The 20,615-nt window shown below is 34.8% G+C and carries 23 protein-coding genes; 22 read left to right on the top strand and 1 reads right to left on the bottom strand.

Going from position 1 to position 20,615, the window contains the following annotated elements:
* Positions 1-9 precede the first annotated feature (9 nt).
* The 11 genes from A2J09_RS07620 (at position 10) to A2J09_RS07570 (ending at position 9,395) form a co-directional block, all read left to right on the top strand.
* Positions 10-1,221: an ABC transporter permease gene (locus tag A2J09_RS07620; protein WP_012294557.1), complete on the top strand. Its 1,212-nt coding sequence runs from the start codon at positions 10-12 to the stop codon at positions 1,219-1,221.
* Between the two features lie 11 nt (positions 1,222-1,232).
* Positions 1,233-2,153, top strand: coding sequence for an ABC transporter ATP-binding protein (locus tag A2J09_RS07615; protein WP_012294556.1), 921 nt, complete (start codon positions 1,233-1,235; stop codon positions 2,151-2,153).
* A 47-nt stretch (positions 2,154-2,200) separates the two neighbouring features.
* Positions 2,201-2,830 (top strand): DUF3885 domain-containing protein, encoded by a 630-nt coding sequence (locus tag A2J09_RS07610; RefSeq protein ID WP_051563248.1) that lies wholly within the window; start codon positions 2,201-2,203, stop codon positions 2,828-2,830.
* 229 nt (positions 2,831-3,059) lie between these two features.
* Entirely contained in the window at positions 3,060-3,485 is a 426-nt protein-coding gene (locus A2J09_RS07605) for a hypothetical protein (RefSeq protein WP_012294554.1), read from the top strand.
* A gap of 478 nt (positions 3,486-3,963) precedes the next feature.
* Positions 3,964-4,398: a hypothetical protein gene (locus A2J09_RS07600; protein ID WP_031415973.1), complete on the top strand. Its 435-nt coding sequence runs from the start codon at positions 3,964-3,966 to the stop codon at positions 4,396-4,398.
* A gap of 17 nt (positions 4,399-4,415) precedes the next feature.
* A complete protein-coding gene (locus A2J09_RS07595; RefSeq protein ID WP_012294553.1) occupies positions 4,416-5,297 on the top strand; it encodes a tetratricopeptide repeat protein in 882 nt (293 codons plus the stop codon).
* Between the two features lie 38 nt (positions 5,298-5,335).
* Complete coding sequence (locus A2J09_RS07590) at positions 5,336-5,785, top strand: hypothetical protein (RefSeq protein WP_012294552.1); 450 nt, start codon at positions 5,336-5,338, stop codon at positions 5,783-5,785.
* A 19-nt stretch (positions 5,786-5,804) separates the two neighbouring features.
* Positions 5,805-6,716, top strand: coding sequence for a tetratricopeptide repeat protein (locus A2J09_RS07585; protein WP_051563246.1), 912 nt, complete (start codon positions 5,805-5,807; stop codon positions 6,714-6,716).
* Positions 6,709-7,995: an ATP-binding protein gene (locus A2J09_RS07580; protein ID WP_012294549.1), complete on the top strand. Its 1,287-nt coding sequence runs from the start codon at positions 6,709-6,711 to the stop codon at positions 7,993-7,995. The genes A2J09_RS07585 and A2J09_RS07580 overlap by 8 nt, the downstream gene beginning before the upstream one ends.
* A gap of 251 nt (positions 7,996-8,246) precedes the next feature.
* Positions 8,247-8,660, top strand: a complete 414-nt coding sequence (locus A2J09_RS07575) for a DUF4279 domain-containing protein (protein ID WP_012294548.1) — start codon at positions 8,247-8,249, stop codon at positions 8,658-8,660.
* A 78-nt stretch (positions 8,661-8,738) separates the two neighbouring features.
* A complete protein-coding gene (locus A2J09_RS07570; RefSeq protein WP_171821091.1) occupies positions 8,739-9,395 on the top strand; it encodes a Type 1 glutamine amidotransferase-like domain-containing protein in 657 nt (218 codons plus the stop codon).
* A gap of 367 nt (positions 9,396-9,762) precedes the next feature.
* On the opposite strand, the gene A2J09_RS07565 is transcribed toward A2J09_RS07570, so the two are convergent.
* The gene (locus A2J09_RS07565; protein WP_036161718.1) at positions 9,763-10,674 is read right to left on the bottom strand and encodes a DNA glycosylase; all 912 of its coding nucleotides are present in this window, start codon (positions 10,672-10,674) and stop codon (positions 9,763-9,765) included.
* Between the two features lie 163 nt (positions 10,675-10,837).
* Here A2J09_RS07565 and A2J09_RS07560 point away from each other — a divergent pair, with 163 nt between their 5' ends.
* The 11 genes from A2J09_RS07560 to A2J09_RS24640 all read left to right on the top strand — a co-directional run bounded on the left by A2J09_RS07560 (position 10,838) and on the right by A2J09_RS24640 (position 20,577).
* A complete protein-coding gene (locus A2J09_RS07560; RefSeq protein ID WP_012294545.1) occupies positions 10,838-11,551 on the top strand; it encodes a 2OG-Fe(II) oxygenase in 714 nt (237 codons plus the stop codon).
* An 85-nt stretch (positions 11,552-11,636) separates the two neighbouring features.
* Entirely contained in the window at positions 11,637-12,275 is a 639-nt protein-coding gene (locus tag A2J09_RS07555; RefSeq protein ID WP_012294544.1) for a bifunctional transcriptional activator/DNA repair enzyme AdaA, read from the top strand.
* A complete protein-coding gene (gene adaB / locus A2J09_RS07550) occupies positions 12,259-12,792 on the top strand; it encodes a methylated-DNA--[protein]-cysteine S-methyltransferase (RefSeq protein WP_031415949.1) in 534 nt (177 codons plus the stop codon). The genes A2J09_RS07555 and adaB overlap by 17 nt, the downstream gene beginning before the upstream one ends.
* A 36-nt stretch (positions 12,793-12,828) precedes the next feature.
* Positions 12,829-13,647 (top strand): SPL family radical SAM protein, encoded by an 819-nt coding sequence (locus tag A2J09_RS07545; RefSeq protein ID WP_012294542.1) that lies wholly within the window; start codon positions 12,829-12,831, stop codon positions 13,645-13,647.
* A 182-nt stretch (positions 13,648-13,829) separates the two neighbouring features.
* Positions 13,830-14,516: a response regulator transcription factor gene (locus A2J09_RS07540; protein WP_012294541.1), complete on the top strand. Its 687-nt coding sequence runs from the start codon at positions 13,830-13,832 to the stop codon at positions 14,514-14,516.
* On the top strand, positions 14,513-15,589 hold the full coding sequence (locus A2J09_RS07535) for a sensor histidine kinase (RefSeq protein ID WP_036161714.1): 1,077 nt from the start codon (positions 14,513-14,515) through the stop codon (positions 15,587-15,589). Before A2J09_RS07540 ends, A2J09_RS07535 begins: the two co-directional genes overlap by 4 nt.
* A 129-nt stretch (positions 15,590-15,718) precedes the next feature.
* A complete protein-coding gene (locus A2J09_RS07530; protein WP_012294539.1) occupies positions 15,719-16,276 on the top strand; it encodes a class I SAM-dependent methyltransferase in 558 nt (185 codons plus the stop codon).
* Between the two features lie 1,287 nt (positions 16,277-17,563).
* Positions 17,564-17,695 carry a hypothetical protein gene (locus A2J09_RS24645; protein WP_235616131.1) on the top strand — a complete coding sequence of 44 codons (132 nt, stop codon included), beginning with the start codon at positions 17,564-17,566 and terminating at the stop codon, positions 17,693-17,695.
* A gap of 377 nt (positions 17,696-18,072) precedes the next feature.
* On the top strand, positions 18,073-18,921 hold the full coding sequence (gene accD / locus A2J09_RS07515) for an acetyl-CoA carboxylase, carboxyltransferase subunit beta (RefSeq protein WP_012294537.1): 849 nt from the start codon (positions 18,073-18,075) through the stop codon (positions 18,919-18,921).
* Positions 18,914-19,870, top strand: a complete 957-nt coding sequence (locus A2J09_RS07510) for an acetyl-CoA carboxylase carboxyltransferase subunit alpha (protein WP_012294536.1) — start codon at positions 18,914-18,916, stop codon at positions 19,868-19,870. The genes accD and A2J09_RS07510 overlap by 8 nt, the downstream gene beginning before the upstream one ends.
* 527 nt (positions 19,871-20,397) lie before the next feature.
* Positions 20,398-20,577, top strand: a complete 180-nt coding sequence (locus A2J09_RS24640; RefSeq protein ID WP_080695200.1) for a site-specific integrase — start codon at positions 20,398-20,400, stop codon at positions 20,575-20,577.
* Positions 20,578-20,615: the final 38 nt, after the last annotated feature.

Raw genomic sequence — 20,615 nt, 5'->3', positions numbered from 1 at the left:
CTCATAAGCATGTGGAGTTATTTCAAATTTGAATTCAAACAATTTTTTACGAATAAGAAAAACTTAGCCATCTATTTTTTGCTTGCTTTTGCAACCTTTTTTTATGTATTTAAATTAGCACCCGCATACGATCCGATTGAGCAAGTCGAATATGAAGAAATTGAGGCTCGCTATTTAACACGGCAAGAGTTTTTAAATTCGATGGAAGGTCGCAACTTATATAGTCTACATCCTGCCATCATTTATGCTGTTGAGATATTTGGGCAAATTAATCCACTAGATAAAGCAAGATTAGAAGCATTAGAGGAGGGGGACCTAAAAAAATATGCCGAGGTAACTCGTGATTGGTACTACTTTACGAATGCGATTACATACAAAAGTGATTCATTCTCCTATAACTCAAAGTATTTTATAAAAAATAATGATTATGCAGAAGATGATGCCTTTTATGCTTATTTAGAGCAGGCAGCCCGTTATGATACGTACGCGGAAGCAAAGTATGAATTATCCATGGACATATTCGAACAGCGGACAGCCCTTCAAACGTTAGAGCGTTTATTAAAGGGATTACTACCTGTTATTTTAATTGTGTGTGTACTACTTTTAGCTATTGATATCGTGACAAAAGATCGCCGTCATCCATCTATTATCAAAGGATTTCCTATTAGCGATTGGAAAAAGCTATTGATGAAAATGATCGTTGCACTACTAGGTAGCTTCGTATTATTTGTACCACTTTTTGCTGGGTTCATTATTATAGGCTTACAATCCGGCTTTGGAAATTTCAATTTACCATCACCCATGTATGCTCCTCATCTCGATTGGCGTCAGGAGGGTAAATTTGAACCGATGACTTTAGGGATGTTTTTAGGACAAACCCTCATTCTGCTTTTAACTTGGTTTATGGTCATCATCAACGTTGTATTATTGTTCAGTATCCTATTCCGTAACGAGATGATGAATGTCGCCATCGGCTTACTCCTTATTTTTGGGGAGAAGTTTTATTTCAGCCGATATGTTGGCTACTTTTGGGATATTCAAATTTATCCAACCTCGTACATTCAAGTCGGACAAATTGTATCAAAACAACGAAATTTTTATTATATGAACGATTATTTAGATTTCAATTTAGGATTACAGTTGTTACTAGTCTTAGCTGTAGTCGTCATTTTATTCATGCTGCTTATTGTTATGAATAGACGGTATAAGCTAATAAAATAGGAGGGACACAGGTGATTGACATTCAAAATATTACTGTGCAATTTGCGGAAAATAAAGTGTTAAATGATATCTCAATGACATTTGAGCAAGGTGAAATGATTGGACTTGTTGCACCAAATGGAACAGGAAAATCCACATTTATGAATGTGTTGATGAATTATGTAAAGCCTATGAAAGGGAAAGTAGTATTTAAAGATGGTCTATGCTACTCGAATAAATCAAATGAAGTAAAAATTCATAGTTTTGTGTCGATGATGCCAGACCAAAGTGACTTGTATAATCACTTAAGCGGGCGCGAACATTTAAAAATGTTTGCAACCATGTGGCAATCCGATTTAAAACTTATAGATGAAACCATTGAAATGTTAAATATGGGGCATTATGTGAATAAAAAAACAGGCACGTATTCTCTGGGTATGCGCCAGCGCCTTTGCTTTGCTATGCAAATAGTGACGGATACGGACATTATGATGATGGACGAGGTGATGAACGGACTTGATCCAAATAATGTAGAAATTATTTCGAAGATATTAGTAGAGAAAAAGGCGGAGGGAAAGGTTATTATTATTGCCTCACATTTACTCGATAATTTAGAGAAATATGCAGATCGAATTTTCTTGTTTAACGAAGGAAAACTAGTGGATACCAATGAAATAATAGAAGGTTTCAGTCAAGCACATATTAAAACAATTCGCGTGAACAATATGGAGAGTGCAACTGAAAAACAACTGTCTGAGCTGTTTCCAAACATCAAACTTCAAACTCTTACAAATGGAATCACATTAATTCATTTACCAAGCTCTGAAGCCGCTTTATTAAGTTCGCTTACATCTTTTTTAGTGGAGAGAAATGTAGTGGATTTTGCATTTGGAAAAGTGACATTAAATGATTTGTATTCTATGTATTATCATGAGTATAAAAATGTGACCTAGTTTTTTTGAATTTTATGCTAGATTATATTAAAGGAAGATTTGAGTGAATGACGATAGATGTAGAACAATATTTAAATAAGACTTTTCCTGGACTCACGTTAACACCTAGCCTTTTTCAGCAATGGGATATTGGTATTCACGTTGAATTTGGGGCTGGATTTTATCAATGGAAAAATAATGGTCGTCTAAATCTAGCCATGTTTAATGATGTATACCATCAAGCTTTGGCCGTTTTCAACGAAATTTTTTCGTATTCAGATGAGATTTTACTTGTGACAAATGTTTATCAGTATAAGCCTGCTGAAGGTAAGAAAAAGCGCATAAAGGTTTATCATCGTTATATAAAAAATAAAGAGTTAAAATACCATTTAAAACAACAAACCTTGCCGTATGTATTGGATGATGAGGATGTTTATATTTCACAATTTTCCTTAAAGTGCCGCAAACAAGATATTCACTATGTATTACTTATCCAAGCAGCCTGTAATGAAGATTTCCACTTAAAGCCTAAATTTGGTACAGGCTATAGCTATCCAGATGTATTTTTTATTAATTTGACGAAAAATGTTATCTTGTTTATTTATGATGATAGAGGTTGTGAGGTCATCGCGACGAATAAAGAAACGATAAAACCTGTAGGTCTAAAATTTAGGAACTGGATAGATAATTGCAAATGAGATGACAGCGTTACACATTCTCAATGGAATGAATGGATGCAGGAATTAATCAACATAAGCTTTTATGCTTTTGCATCCATTTCGTTATGACAAGCAAAGGGTAGGAAAAATAATTCATTCAAAATCATGGAGTTGCACCAGCAGCTCTTTTTTTATAGGGCTTACAAGGCCGTTTAATGGAAATTATGCGCTATCTCTTGAGTATGGACGAGGAGGAAACAGAAAATTGATGATGATTACTGAAAATATAAGGGGGCAACGCTATTATCAGCTTATTGATATACTAGCGAAACGATGTAGCCGCTTTGCCTTTGTTGAGAACAGACAATTGATGGAAAATGAAGAATTACGCTTAGCCGCTGTCGATGAGCTAATAGCACCTATTGAAAACCTGCTTATCGAAAAAAAGGTTCAAAATGAATGGGAGACAACAACGCTTGGCGAGCATACAGCCTTTGTTTTTTACTTTCTATTAAATGATACGACTGCTCAATTCTTGAAGGAGCATAGCGATTCACTTTTTGGTTGGATTACGCCAGAATTACCAGAGGATTTAATGTTTTATGAAGATGAACAATGTGTATTAGCAGCTTGTTCGCACGAAGGTTTTTTCTGGGTGGATGAAAAGGTATGGGACCGTTTTTTATTAAGCTAAAGACGTCGCTTATTTGATTATTTTGTGAGGCAATTCTTAATGAAAAAGGGGGTTTACGTTATGTTATTTATACGTTGTTTGTCATACCAGTATTAGGAGTTTTATGTTTTTTAAATTTCACTACTTTTTTAAAGGAACTAATAAATGGGAAAAATACGTATAACCAAAAAGGTTTAAAGCAAAAAAAGTATAAAAACGAACTATTAATCAAATACATATTTAAAATATTCGTATTTTAACCTATGAAATGCGCTTTCTCCATCGACTGGAGACCGTCCATTTTGGATTAAACACGAACATTTAATGATTATGAAGATGTTTCTAACATTCAACGATGAAAACAGTAATTTTAACAGAAAGCATTTCAATAAATGATCTGCTTATACATTTAAAGAAATAGTTTCCATTATTGATAAATAAATGTATAATACGAAATGTCAATGGGATAGGTACTAAATAGAAGGAGGCTTATGGTTAGTTGCATTCACTTTATACACCAAGCTTAACTGGTAAGAAAGTAAGAAGGACAAAAAGCTTTAGCATACATAATTTAGTCATCGTTGCCTTTATTGGAGGTCTACTTGCCATTACGATCGTTGGGTTTATAAATGCCAACGCCCTTAAACTAGAGAAGCATTACATCAGACTACTAATAGTAAGCAGTGTATTTCTCCATACGGCTACTATAATCTTTTATGTTTTCCTTCCTTTTTCCGCTGAAATGGATTTGCTAATCAATCGGTTACTGGCTGGAGTAAGTTATTTTATCTTTTTGGTGATTTTGAAAAGACCTTATAAAGAACATTTAGTATTTGTGGGGGAAACAAAATCCCTGTACTGGATAGGGATTATCTATTGTTTAATTTCCATCTTTATAGATGGTTTTCTTAGAAATAGTGTCCTAGCTAATTAGGGAAGGAATTTATGTGCATGAACAGTGAAAAAGAAAATACACCTATGGCTCTTATTGAACACTATTTTGCGATTGGAAGATACACAAATGTTATTTCCTTAGTGAAGCAACGGATGGCTGAAGATATGGAAAATAAGGAATTATGGTATATGCTAGCTGTCAGTCATTATTCCATAGGTCAATATGAAGAAGCATTTGAGCCATTTCTTAAAGCATTTCAGCTAGGATATGATAAAGGCGTCATTTACTATTTTTTAGGCGGCATCTATATGGCAACGGAACAGTGGCAAAAAGCAGAAGAATCTTTTTTGGAAGCATTACATAATAATCCAAATGATGCATATGTTTATTCAGCGTATGCAATTTTGATGAAAATGACAGGTCATAGAAAAAAAGGCAGTTTATTAGTAGAAAAAGCTCTAGCATTAGATCCTAACAGCACAGCCGTTTTATACCACTATACCCTTACTGAAATGGCTGCAAAAAAGGAAAAGCACAATACTGCACTAGCTCTTTATATGAATTCAGCGGATAGTGAGTTTGCAAAGTTAATTCATCTGGGCTGGAGTGCTGCCTTTAATAATCGATTTAAGGAAGCTAAAGAATATTATCGACAAGCTTTTCTTATAAAACCTGAGGATAAAAGAATTTTATCGAACTTAGAGGAATTGGAAATTAAAACTCACCCGCTTTTGCTTCCTTACCGTATAGTAGAGCGAATAGGCGGCATTGGATTTGTATTCATAATGTGGCTTATACTTTGCCTGCTTCTTGACAAGCTTATTTCCAATGATAACTTTGTCAATCACCTTCTTCGCTTTTCTATTTTTTTCACACTTTATTATTTTATATCTATTCCCATTGTAAAAGGCTTAAGAAAATGGAAGAGCCCTAAATAAGGAAGGAACAAAATTGAAAAGGAGACAACTAAGGAATAATGGAACATATTTATCAACCTAGTTTACTAAACGAAAATGAGGATCGAACACGAAGTTATGTTGTAAACAATTTATTTTTCGTCGCTTTTTTTGGTGGAATTTTTGCCATTGTAGTATTAGGTATGCAAAATGCTAAGTGGTTAAAGCTTGAAAAAAAATATATCCGAATACTAACGATTCTTAGTGGTTTACTAATTATAGGAAAACTAATCATGGTTTATGCCATTGGACAAGGAATCTTAGCGATTGATGAAGACTACATAAAGGTTTTTGGACGAATTATTGCAGTGGCGGGCTATTTTATTTTTTTCGCCTTTTTAAATAGGCCCTATAAAGAACATCTAGTTGTTGGTGGACAAACTGAGTCCTTATGGATGCCAGGCTTTCTAGCATGTATTGTTTCTGGATTTATCGAATTTATCGCTATAGCATTCCTATTAGCGCTTTAAAAAGGAGCTTTACTACAGAATGATTGAACGTGAAGATATTGAAATGAATGAAAACTATGAAGGGGCAACATTTGAAGTAATAGAACACTATTTTCAAATAGGGAAATATGCACAAACGATTGAACTTATTCATGAGGTGATAGCTGATCACCTTGAAAACAGTCGACTATGGTTTATTTTAGGCTACAGTTATTATCTTATGGGAGATTACAATAGAGCTGAATTGCAATTAAAGGAAGCCTTGCATTTGGGGTATAGTGAAGAAATAATTTTCTATTTTCTTGGATTTATTTATATGAAAAAGGAGCGTTGGAAGGAGGCTGAGGAAGCTTTTCTAGAAGCATTACGAGCCAATCCAGATGATGCTGAAAACCACGCTGCTTATGCAGTTCTAATGAAAAAAATGGGGCATCGAAAAAAAGCAAAGCAATTAATTACTAAAGCACGTGAGATGGCTCCTGAAAATAGTTTTGTATTGCGTAACTATTTTATATTAGAGGAGATTAATAGCCCTAAAAAACAACGAGTCCTTGCATTAGAGCAATATATGAATTCAAGTGATAGTGAATTATCTAAACTATTACACTTGGGAATCCATGCTGCCTTTCATAACAAAGAAAAAGAAGCACAAGAATATTTTAGACAGGCCTTTCTACTTAACCCTGAGGATAAAGAATTGTATGAATTATTAGAGGAGTTTGAACTGTCAGGACACCCGCTATTAATACCTAATCACCTCGTTGAAGTTGTAGGTGGTACTGCTGGCATTTGGCTGATAGGGGTGGTCATTTACTTTTCATTAATAGGTTTAGATTTTAATACGGCAGCGGTTCTATTTATAAAATGCTATATTGCATTAGCTCTATATACATGGATATCAATTCCTCTTGTAAAGGGATTAAAAAAATTAAGGGGCTACAAGTATGGATAAAATAAAATGGTTACAACAAATGGTAGATCAAAATGCTAATGATCCACAAGGTTACTTATGGCTTGGCAAAGAACTAGCTGATCAGCATCGTTGGCTTGAAGCGGTTCAAACTTATTCATTGGGTCTTTCTTTTTGCTCGGACGATGAGCTACGAAATAACATCATTCAGGAATTAACAAAGGCTAGTTTACAAATTCAACACTCTCCAAAGGATGCTAGCGCCGTTGGAATTGACGATGAAGATAAGGCTGAATTAGCTATCGTAGATCGTTGTCTAGACACAGTAGCAGAGGTGGAACTGGATAATCAAGATAACATTCCTGACATACAGTTAGACGATAGAAAAGTAAAAAACCTTGAACCGAAGTTTAGGGTGATTGATGGGGATGCACCTAAAAAGGCTATAAAAAAAATCGAGGAAATAGTAACTTTTGCGGATGTTGCTGGTCTTGAGGATTTAAAGAAAACGATCAACTTACGTATTATTAGTCCATTTTATAACAAGGGATTGTTTGCAAAGTTCCGTAAAAAAGTTGGGGGTGGCGTTCTTCTTTATGGACCTCCTGGCTGTGGGAAAACCTATATCGCTAAAGCGACAGCGGGAGAATGTAAGGCTAATTTTTATCCCGTTCATATTACAGATATCTTAGACCCTTATATAGGAGTAAGTGAACAGAATTTAAAAGCCATATTCGATAAGGCTCGCTTCCAAAAGCCTAGCATTATGTTTTTTGATGAAGTAGATACTATTGGCATGAGTCGTTCACAAACGTCCTCCCATGTTCGTGGCATAATCGATACGTTTCTAACCGAGATGGAAGGTGTGGATACAAACAATGATGAGGTTCTGGTAATGGCTGCTACCAATACACCATGGGATGTTGATAGCGCTCTAAAAAGACCTGGTAGATTTGACCGGCTCATCTTTGTAGCGCCACCAGATGAAAAAGCAAGAGAGCAAATTTTTAATTTGAAATTAAAGGGAAGATTTGTTGAAAATGTTGATACAGCCGTATTAGCAGCCAAAACGCCATTTTTCTCAGGTGCTGATATAGCTAATGTAGTGGAATTAGCTACTGAGTATGTGCTAGAAGAAATATTACTTTCAGGTAATGAAAGACCCATTACTACCGATGACTTAGTAAGGGCACTACATGAACTTCAGCCTTCTACATTAGATTGGCTTCGTACAGCAAAAAATTATGTTAAATACGCAAATCAATCAGGGTTGTATAATGACGTAGAAAAATATCTTCGAGCACATGCACGGTATATATAAAATGGCTATCTCCAAATATTGATAGCAAAACATGAAAAAAACCTTTTAAACATTCAAAGTTTAGAAGGTTTACTTTTTATATAAATAGTCGTTACTTTAATCGCGTGTCTTTGCAAATTACAAGTGGCTCAGGTTTGAGCATGAGCATTGCTAAATAACAAACAGTAGCCCATGGTTGAGAGAGTACTGTAATTGTATTTTAAATTTTATTCATGATGGCGTTTAATTAATTCCTCAAGAAGGGAGAAAGAATGGAAAAGCCAACAACTAATATAAGGTCTTATTTTTGTGTATTTGGAGATAATTTTCCACTAGATGAATTCACACAAAAAATAGCAATAACACCAACAGAAACACGTACAAAAGGTGCACTCTATACAATCGGAAAAACACAACACGAAAGTTATACTTCATCGTGGACTTACGAAATAGATGATCAACGAACAAGTGATCCTACTTTACAAATAAATGAACTAATAGATATTTTCACGAATAAGGTAAACATTATCAATCACTTTAAAAAGAAATATAAGTTACAATGTAAAATAGCAGTGATCCTTGTTTTTCCTGAAACTTCCGGTCTTTTTATAAATCAAAAACTTATTAAATTTGCTTATGACACCGACTCAGAATACGATATTGATATTTATCGCGATGAAATATGAATTGCAAAAAGTAAAAAGCCTTTTATTTCGTACTACAAACAGAACTTATAAAAGCAGGTAATAATGACGGAGGTACACATGAAAACACACTATTATTTAGGGTGGTTTAATGATTTTTTTCCAGAGAATCTAGGCAGGGTGTTACAGGAGGATATAACTGATAGAAAATCGCTTGCTATGATTAGCTCGAATCCACTTTTGTATGAAGAGGCGGGTGCTACTGAACGCTCATGGCTTGACCAAGCAGGTATCCTATTCGATGACTATCATTTAATTAATTATCACGTACAGAAGGAAGATGCCCAAACCTTTATTCGAAATGCGTCAGCCATTTTTTTGTTAGGTGGAGATACGCTGAAACAAAATGAGTTTTTACTAGACTATGAATTGTCGGATTTAATCAAAAAAAGCACAGCGGTTGTGATGGGAGCAAGCGCAGGAGCAATCAATATGTCCGCTAAATGGTTATGCTCAAAAAACTTTGGCTATCCAGTTGAAAAAAGCTCTTTATACGATGGAATCGGTCTTGACAATTTTTCCGTCCTCTCGCATTTTGATCTTGAAAATAACATAGAGTTGGTGCAAGACGAGTTGTCTCCCTTATCGGAAGAACTAAATATTTATGCGTCGAACAAAGATTGTGCAGTACGTGTAAAGGGAGACAGCATCGACATTTTAGGTAATGTATATGTAATTTCCCAGTCAAAAATTAAGAAGTTGGATGAGACGCTCTAGATAGGGCGAATGGCAATAGCTTACCTGAAATATTGGAAATAAGAAGAGCGTATTTGGATTTATCTTTTTCCAAAACACGCTCTTTGCTTTGTTCTCCTTTATACCAGATTAGGTGTTAATATTGTAGTGAGTTTAACAGTTAGTGCGTTTACAAGAAAATTTTTCATGAAGCATGATGGGGCTTCCAACGAGGAAATCGTGGAAAGTTTACCATAATAACATTATTGATGGATTGTAGGATAGATTTACATTTATAATAGAGCCTGTGATTATATGATAGCTCGCAAAGAATAGTTGAAAAAGAGCATGTTTTTGATCCATTTGTTTCAAAGCATGCTTTTATAATTGTTCTCATCTTAAACTTTTTTTAGTAAAGGACACGCCATAAATAAAAGGTAGCGTAGGATTCCCAGTTTTTCCATGGTATCGATAATTCCAAGATCTCATCTTTCGTCGGCTTTTGATTCATGTTCAGTAATATTTTGATTGAATTGATAAGACCCACATCATCGATTGGAAAGGCGGTTCGGAACCTGAGGCAGCGCATTAGCACATAATTGGCTGTCCAAGGACCGATTCCTCGTATTTTAATTAAGCTTTTTTCAGCATCTTTAAAGTTCATCTTCATTAATTTTTCCCTCGATAATTCTCCACTTGCCATTAATTTCGCAATGCCAATGATATATTCACTTTTTCTTACCGTCATTTTAATATCTGCAAGGTCAGAGGGTGTTAACTGTGCAATTCTTTCGTACGATGGAAACACCCAAAATTGCTTACCATTCCATTCGATGAAATCGCCAAATTTTTCAACAAATTGCCTCTTTAAGGTGTACGCGAAGGCTAAGTTAATTTGTTGGCCTAAAACTCCCCAGCATAAAGCTTCAAATAAATCAGGAATGCCAATAACTCGCAATCCATAGAAGCTTTCAGCAGGTATTTTTAATAAAGGATCTGCCTTTGCCATTTCATAAAAGGGTGTTAAATCGTTATGAAGATCAAACCACTCATGAATATATTTTACAACCTGTTCTCGTTGCCAGCTTTCAATAGGTCTTGATTCATTTAAGAATTGAACAATCATTTGTTTATTCTTCATGACGTTTACCTGTACCAGAGACCGAATTTCTCCAATAGCAATCACTTTTGTAATACTATCGTTCTCTATTTCATACATGCATTCATTCTTTTCTCTTGTTAGATAGCCTAGATTGGCATTCATGTTGAAATGTTTAGGTAGGGTAATGACAATATTATTATTGACTTCATGCCATTTCATTTTTTCATTCTCCTTTACAAAATACACTGATGTCATTTTTACTTTATCACATCATCATCTTTACTAATTTTGTTATCTTGCTCTTACATTCTAAATACCTTATTTTTTTCGATTGATGAGGTTATAGTGTTAGTTATCAACAATGCTAAATAGGAGGGATAACATGGTGCAAGACATAAAGACACGTGTCGAAAGCTTAGATTGGGAGTGCATTCAAAATGAATTAGATGAGCAGGGTTTCGCAAAGCTTCCAACAATTTTAACAAAAGAGGAATGTGAATCTTTCATGGAAATGTATGGGGAGGAAGAGCTATACAGGACGACAATCAATATGACAAGATATCGTTTTGGGAATGGGGAGTACAAATATTTTTCTTATCCATTTCCTGATATCATCCAACATTTAAGAGAGTCCTTTTATTCGGAATTAGCGAAAACTGCTAATCGATGGCTGGGCTATTTGAAGAAAACAGAACGGTATCCACAACATCTTCAAGATTTTTTAAACACCTGTAAGGAGTTTAATCAAACGAGACCGACACCTTTACTATTAAAGTATGAAGCAGGCGGTTTTAATTGTTTGCATCAAGATTTATATGGCGACTTATTTTTTCCGTTTCAAGTAGTGTTTGTATTAAATCAGCGAGATCAAGACTATTACGGTGGAGAATCTCTATTAGTAGAGCAAATTCCACGTGCGCAAAGCAGGGGTCATGTCATTACGTTAGAACAAGGTAGTGCCCTTATTTTCCCCACTAACCACAGACCCGTTCTCGGTAAAAAGGGCTATTATAAAAATACAATTCGTCACGGTGTAAGCACCGTTACTTCTGGAGAACGATACGGACTTGGAATCATTTTTCATGATTCTCAATAATATTACATTTCAATATTTTGCTATTCCATTCTTTGAGATATCCATTCGAATGGATAGGGAGTATATTATAAGGTGAGGTGAGAAAATGTCAGATAGAATGGATCACGGCTACAAAGAGAGCTATGCTCAAAGTCATTTGAATGATGGAGAAATGATAACTGATGAGAAGTGGCAAGCCATTATAAATAATGATATTGCATACAATAATCAATTTTTCTACGCTGTCAAGTCAACAGGGATATTTTGTAAGCCTTCTTGTAAATCACGCGTCCCCAAAAAAGAAAATGTATGTATTTTTCTAAATGCAGAACAAGCTCTCCGTGCTAATTTTCGCCCATGTAAACGATGTAAGCCGACAAATGAAAATCTACCTGATAGTGAGTGGGTCAATTTAATTACGGAATACATTGATAAAAATTTCACAGAAAAATTAACGCTAGAATCGTTAGCATATATTTGTCATGGAAGTCCGTATCATATGCAGCGGACATTTAAAAAGATTAAAGGCATTACGCCAGTAGAGTATATACAGCAAGTTAGAGTTCACACAGCTAAAAGGTATTTGATTCAGACGAATAAATCAATTGGTGATATCGCCATATGTGTGGGTATGGCTAACACGCCTTATTTTATTACTTTATTTAAAAAGAAAACGGGCCAGACACCAGCGCAATTTCGTCAAATGAGGAAGATGGAGGAACAGTGCAATGGAAAAAATGAATAAACCAACCCTTTATTGGTCTTTACTAAAGTTTAAAGAGTGGAAATTCTATGTAGCTTCAACATCAAAGGGGCTTGTGTTTGTTGGGTCACAGAACAATCCATTCGAGGAATTATTAGAATGGGCTTCGAAACACTTTCCAGGAAGTCCGCTTGTGGAAGATGCTGAAAAGCTTGAGCCCTTTGTCGATGAAATCACTCAGTATCTAGAAGGAACGCGGAAAACCTTTACGATTCCATTTGAGTATGTAGGTACACCATTCCAGCTAGCAGTCTGGCAGGCACTTTGTGATATCCCTTATGGCGAGACGAAATCCTATTCTGATATTGCCAATGCTATCAATAATCCAGCAGCTGTGCGGGCAGTAGGCGCAGCGATCGGGGCTAATCCGGTATTGATTACTGTGCCATGCCATCGCGTAATAGGAAAGAACGGCTCATTAACTGGCTATCGAGGTGGATTAGAAATGAAGACATTGCTCCTTGATCTGGAAAAGCGAGCTTTATCAAGCATTATGTAATCTAGTTATTGCTGTACAACAAATGGAGGTACCGTCATGAGTAGTGAATTATTCTATAAAAATCCGAAAACCATTCTGAATAAAGGGACAGGCTTCCTCTCTGGCTATACGCATTCACTTAATCCCTATACAGGCTGTTCTTTTGGGTGCTCCTATTGTTATGTCCGTGAAATGCCTGTATCTCTGTTTCGGGAGGGTGAATGGGGAAATTGGGTGGATGTTAAAAATGGAGCTGCAAATTTATTAAAAAAAGAACTTTATCGAGCCAAAGCTAAAGGGAATGTAACTATTTTTATGTCATCAAGTACAGACCCATATCAACCTATAGAGCAAAAGGAAAAGGTCACGCGATCTTTACTAGAAGTAATGGTAGAAGATCCACCTGATTTTCTATTAGTACAGACTAGAAGTCCACTTGTAAGTCGAGATATCGATTTGCTGCAACAATTGAAGGACAAAGTTCGAGTAAGTATGACGATTGAGACCGATTCGGAAACGATACGAAAACACTTTACTCCGAAGGCCCCTCCCATTCAGGCACGCTTTAAAACATTGGAAAAATTAGCAGCCGCGGGCATACCCATCCAAGTGGCTATAGCTCCCATATTGCCAAGTGGGGATGATTTTCCGTTAAAGCTAAAGTCTTATGTCGATCGGATATGTATAGATGACTACTTCATGGGCGATGGTAGTGGTGGTAAACGCACACGAAAACTCGGTATTGACAGCAAATACGCCCAGCTTGGTTTAGAGGAATGGTACGGATCGGATGTTCTTAGAAAAGTATATAAAAGATTTATTGAAGTCTTTCCCGAAAATCAAGTTTATGTGAGCCAGGCTGGGTTTGTGCCCTAAAGATAGCATTTTTAATAATGAATAGAGGTAGTAAGCTACTTGATTCAGCTGTATTAAAAAATGATAGAATAATAATATAGCATATACATGAAATAGATAATAACTTTAGCTAGTTGGAATTAATAACGATTTAAAAAACATATTTAATGTTTTTTCGGGAAGATTACTAAAAAGGAGAAACCATGATACCCAAAATTCTTGTTATAGATGATGATAATGATATTAGAAATTTGATTTCTGTTTACTTAGAAAATGAAGGGATGGAGACCATTAAAGTAGCCGATGCGATAAAAGGGCTAGAATTTTTAAAATCAAATGATGTAGATTTAATAATCCTCGATATTATGATGCCAAAAATGGATGGTATTCAAGCCTGTTTAAAGATACGAGAAGAAAAAAGTATGCCTATAATTATGCTATCAGCAAAGTCAGAAGATATAGATAAGATTCAAGGACTGACTTCTGGAGCTGATGATTATTTATCGAAACCATTTAACCCATTAGAGTTAATTGCAAGGGTTAAATCGCAGCTAAGACGCTCCAGTAAATATAATGTAAACATGAAAAACAATAAGAAAATTATAGAAATAGGAAATTTAGTTATAAATACAGATACTCGACAGGTTATTGTACAAGAAAAAGAAATTAGATTAACACCTAAAGAATTTGATATTTTAGAACTTCTAGCATACAACAAAGGTATTGTACTCAGCATTCAAAAAATATATGAAGCTGTATGGAAAGAAGATTATTTTAAGTCAGACAACACGGTTATGGTTCATATCACTAATATAAGGGAAAAGATAGAACAAGATCCTAAACATCCAATATATATTAAAACCGTTTGGGGTGTGGGATATAAGATATGAAAAACATTAAGCTTAGGAACAAACTTACTGTCAGATTACTAAGTTCATTTGCAATCAGTTTATTCTTTTCATTGTTTATTTCTTTACTTACATCGCAATTATTTTTATACTATATAACTTATAAAAATATAGAAATGAACACTACTAATGCAAGTATTTTTATTACATTCCAATTTCTAGTTATAATTTTTTCGTTTATAGCTTGTTTTTTATTTTTGATAAGAAATAAACTAAAATATTTAAAGCATATTTCTGATAGTGTACAACAAATTGCTAATGGAAACCTAGGGTTTAACATTAATATAATGGGGAAAGATGAGTTAACCTTACTTGCACAAAATATTAATTTTATGTCAAATGAATTAGAAAACCAATTCCAGCATGAAAGAGAAATAGAAAAAGGAAAGAATGAACTCATAACAAATGTCTCTCATGATCTAAGAACACCTTTGACATCATTAATCGGGTATTTAGATTTATTGAAAAAAGGGAACTACAGTGATAGCGAAAAATATAAAGAGTATTTAGAGATAACCTATTTAAAGTCACAGAGACTCAAATTATTAATTGATGAATTGTTTGAATATACTCGTTTATCGAATCCAAATATAAATCTGAATTTATGTGAAGTAGACATGAGTGATTTGTTACAACAAATCGTAGGAGAGTATATCCCCATTTTTGAAAAAGAAAAATTAAATGTTATAAAGTCAATTGAAGTGAAAGCTCCTGTACTCATTGATATAGAACAGGTAGTAAGGGTTTATGAAAATCTTTTCACAAATGCAATAAAATTTAGTATGAAGCCCTCAGAATTACAAATATCTCTACAGGCAAAGGGAAATTACGTAATTTTTAAAATTATGAATCAGGTTGAAGAAAAGCCGAGTAAAGATTTAAATAGTTTATTCGAGCGGTTTTATACTGGAGATAAGGCTCGCGTAAGTAATCAAGGGGGAGGTTTAGGACTGGCCATTTCTAAAAGGATTGTGGAATTACACAATGGGAAAATTTATGCAGAATATGATAATGGGTTTTTGAGTATTACTGTCGAATATCCTTTAAAAAAATAAAAGGCTCTTGGAATATATAAATTCCAAGAGCCTTTTTCTTAAGAATTCTTAAGGAATTTCATGATAACTACTTAAGGTTTTAAGTTTAGATTTTAAGTAGAAATAACTTTAACGCAATGGAGTGTTATCATGAAAAACCTATCTTTTATTTTTCAATATATGTTTAACCCTAGATCAGTGGGAGCAATTCTTCCAAGTTCCAAGTATCTTAGTAAAAAAATGGTTAAAGAAATCGATTTTGAACAAGCAGAATATATAGTTGAGTTTGGCCCAGGTACCGGAGTATTCACAGAGAATATTCTAAAAAAGAGGAAACAAACAACTAAAGTTGTTTTAGTAGAAAATAATAAAGAATTTTACACATTATTAAAAGCAAGATATATAAAAGAAAAAAACTTTGTAATTATAGATAGTTCTGCTGAGTATATTGAAGATATTTTAATCGAAAACGATATACCTTACGCAGACTATATAATTTCAGGGTTACCATTTGCAAGTTTGCCTAAAAATGTATCAAGTAATATATTACGAAACTCTTTAAAAGTCCTTAAAGAAGATGGGCTCTTTATAACGTTTCAATACACCAAATTTAAATTAACATTTCTAGAAAGCTATTTTTCTAAAATTGATATTAATAGAGAAATTAGAAATTTCCCACCTGCTTATATAATGAGCTGCAAAAAGTGAGAGCGGTTAGTTGTAAAAAAACTCTCTAAATAGCTTTAGTTGAAAATAATACAAAGACAGGTAATTATTTTTAATCTTACAAAAGATACTTATATGGATTTTTTATATGAAAATTATTTTCAAACAAGCTAGGTTTTTAACCCTGCTTGTTTTTTAATACGGATAGTTTGTTCATATTTATTGTTTTTTTCACGATATATACACCTATACTGAAACTCTTGATTTAGTAAAGTGGCGACAATTATAAAAAAGTTACGATTAATAACCCTGAATATTGGCTCAGTGGGCCACGTCCGAACGATGCCAGATACGTGCTTTCCTTGTAAGTCGCCGTTTACAAATGGCCTTTATTAGCTTCAGGATGCGTTTGGAAGAGTATCTGCAACCTTATTCCGGAAAGTTTCTCATCTTGTTCAAGAGCTGTTACTAGAAGATGAATTGCTTTACAGTGAGAGAACGCTTGAAAAGCGCTTTGGTAGACCTCAAGTGAAAGTAAAACATGCCCAAACGACGAAAAGAATATGAAATTGAAGTAATTTTAGAAATTACATAAATTTTTATACAGTTTCTTCTTTACTTTTAAATAATTATTTTGTAAGATAAAGCCAATTCAAAAGTGGCCAGACCACTTTTGGATTCATTCAGTAAGAGACGCCACCATCTGGAGGTGGTGGATTTTGTTTCTTTATAGTAGGTATCCAAACACCTATTGAATGAAGATAAAGCCTTAGGATGTATTGTTTATCTGCGCGAAAGGAAAGCGACAGCGATAATTATTCCACGGCGAATAGATTGACCCAGGAGTTAATCGTATGGATAAAAAAAACGAACAAAAGAAAGTGTTTTTAGATATCGTCCAACAATTACGACAACTTATTAAAATGAAAAAACACAGGCTGGTGAAAAGGAACCTTTCGAATGAGTCCTTTCAGAACGTCTGGGTGTCAGGCAATCCTCTGTGAGAGAGGCATTGCGAAGTTTAGAGTTGTTAGGTCTTATTGAAACGAAACATCTAGCTTTTATACAAAAGCATCCGCTCGTAGAAATAAGATAAAGCCTTAGGATGCATTGTTTACCTGCGCGAAAGGAAAGCGACAGCGATAATTATTCCAAGGCGAATAGATTGACCCAGGAGTTGATCGTGTGTATAAAAAAACGAACAAAAGAAAGTGTTTTTAGATATCGTCCAACATTACGACAACTTATTAAAATGAAAAAACACAGGCTGGTGAAAAGGAACCTTCCGAATGAGTCCTTTCAAAACGTCTGGGTGTCGGGCGATCCTCTGTGAGAGAGGCATTGCGAAGTTTAGAGTTGTTAGGTCTTATTGAAACGAGACATGGGGGTAGGTACGTTTCTAGCTTCTACACAAAAGCATCCGCTCGTAGAAAAATTGTCGATGTTTATATTAGAAGATGAAAAATCAAAAAAAGGATGTCGAATTAACGCGACAAATTCATGAAATGGAAGCCATTCGCGTTATAAGTTGTACAGTGACTCTGCGAACACTACCTATGTGGGACAGTTTTTTGTAAGCTAGAGATAGAGGTACGATTAATTGTCTGCATGTTTTACGAGAAATAGTCATCATGTCAGAAATCGTTTTTTACTTAAAGTCTGGTTTCAATTAGCAGTTAATGCCGGTGATGTTTAAATCGAAACTCAACAGAAGAAGAGAAATTAATCATTCAAACTATGTTGAAATCGATGCAGCTTGGCTATGAAAAAGAAGCATTAAAAGCTTACGAACATAAATGCTGAACAAGGCATTTAGACAAACATAGGAGGAGTAAAACATGGCAATACGTAGCTTATTTAGAAAAAAGAATGAGGACGGACAGGAAAAGGGATTTCCGGAAGGACTTATGACAAAATGTCCAGAATGCCGTCACATTCTGTTAACAAAGGAATTAGAAAAAAATCATAAAGTGTGTACAAAATGCGACCATCATTTCAAAATGACTGCACAGGAGCGCGTAGCATATTTCATAGATGAAGGTTCATTTGTTTCAATGGATGATCATTTACAAACAAGTAATCCACTTAATTTCCCTGATTATGTAGAAAAAATTTCAGTGGCTAAACAACAAACGGGATTAAGCGAAGCTGTACTGACTGGGGTAGGTACTCTTGATGGAGAAGAAATTGTTGTAGCAATTATGGATTCTCATTTCCGTATGGGCTCAATGGGCTCCGTTGTAGGAGAAAAAATCACACGTGCCGTTGAAAAAGCTATTGAATTACGTGTACCTGTTATTATCTTTACTGCTAGTGGTGGAGCGCGCATGCAAGAAGGTATTCTATCATTAATGCAAATGGTAAAAACGAGTGTGGCATTAAAACGTCATAGTGAAGAAGGACTATTATTTATTTCGATCATGACGCACCCTACATACGGTGGCGTTTCAGCAAGCTTTGCTTCTGTTGGAGATATAAATATTGCAGAACCGCAAGCATTAATTGGCTTTGCTGGTCGCCGTGTAATCGAAGAAACATTAAGAGAAAAATTACCAAATGATTTCCAAAAGTCAGAGTTCTTACTAGCGCATGGTCAGCTTGATGCAGTTTTCCATAGGAAGGATTTACGAAACCAAGTAGCAATGCTTGTAAAAATGCATACAAAGGGCGGTGTGCAACATGTCTAAAAATTTTGCTTTTGAAGAACCAGTAGTACAATTACGAGAAAAAATTGATGAATTAAAAACGATTGCTACAGAGGCAAATGTAGACATGACAGGCGAAATCGAAAGGCTTGAAACACGTCTAACACAGCTAGAACAATCTATTTATGCCAATATGAAGCCATGGGATCGTGTACAGGTTGCTAGACATCCAGAACGACCAACAACTTTACAATATATAGAAGCTATGTGTGAAAACTTTATTGAGTTACATGGAGATCGTAAATTTGGTGATGATGCAGCTATTCTTGGAGGAATTGCTCTCTTTGAAGGACAGCCCGTAACAATTGTTGGACATCAGCGCGGAAAATCAACTAAAGAAAATATTCGACGAAATTTTGGTATGCCACACCCTGAAGGATATCGTAAGGCATTACGCTTAATGAAGCAAGCTGAGAAATTTAAGCGCCCAATTATTTGTTTTATTGATACAAAAGGAGCCTATCCGGGTAAGGCAGCCGAGGAACGCGGCCCAAGTGAAGCCATTGCTAGAACTCTCTCAGAAATGGCGATTCTAACAGTACCAGTTATTAGCATTGTTATTGGAGAAGGCGGAAGTGGGGGTGCAATTGCATTAGGGGTAGCTAATCGCGTCTTTATGTTAGAGAACTCAACGTATTCGGTTATTTCGCCTGAAGGGGCTGCATCGATCTTATGGCGAGATGGTAGCCTAGGGAAGCAAGCTGCAGAAGCAATGCGGATAACAGCACCTGACTTAAAAGAGCTTGACGTTATTGATGGAATAATCCCTGAAATAACGGGTGGAGCACACCGCAATGTTGTGAAGCAAGCATTTTATATAAAAGAATGTATAAGCGTCACACTAAAAGCATTGAATTCCCTAAATGGCGAACAATTAATTGAAGATCGCTATGAGAAATTCAGAAAGATTGGACAATATACAGAAGCTTAAATTCATTTTTAGGTTTTTGGACATGTGAATTTGTTCGTAAAGAGAGAAAAATTGTTTCTTAAATAAATTAATATCCCAATGATGGATTTCGCATTTAAATAAAACCCATTCATTTTGATAAAAGTTTGATCAAAATGAATGGGTTTCTTCTATTTTTATAAAATCAACGTTTGCAACAAACTTTTAACCAAACTTTATTCCAATTAGAAAATCGTGATTGAAAGCCTAAAGTATACAAAAGTTAATTATAATAATTCGATATTAAAATAATCGTTAAGTTTAGACTTTGATGTCTATGTACAAATTTCATCTCACTGTTATTAGTATACTCTTAATTGATACATAACTTCCTATAATTTATATTATGTAAACTAAAATTATTTGGCGTGGAGGAGGGCTTAGATACGTCAACTACCCCTAATATCTGTACTTTTCGACTTGTCATTCTGAAGTTCCTTATAATAATCATGTGAACGATAACTCTCCTTTTTTACGATAATGGGATGATTTTGTACGGATAATAATTATTGTTTAATACGATATCTATTGGTTTGTATATTGAGATTGAAAAAAATTACTCAGTTAATACGGTTACGAGTTATGAATACGATTTACAACTCTTCTTAAGCTTTTTAAAGGATCATGGCTGTTCAACCTGTTTAAATGAGATTACGAAGACCCACGTCGCTTTATCCAGTATTTATTAGGATCATTAAAACAAAAACCTCGTTCGATGAATCGAAAA

The organism is Lysinibacillus sphaericus, assembly GCF_001629735.1.
In the GTDB taxonomy this organism is placed as follows: domain Bacteria; phylum Bacillota; class Bacilli; order Bacillales_A; family Planococcaceae; genus Lysinibacillus; species Lysinibacillus pinottii.
The sequence above is the reverse complement of the archived record's forward strand: the minus strand, read 5'-3'. Positions and strand labels throughout refer to the sequence as shown.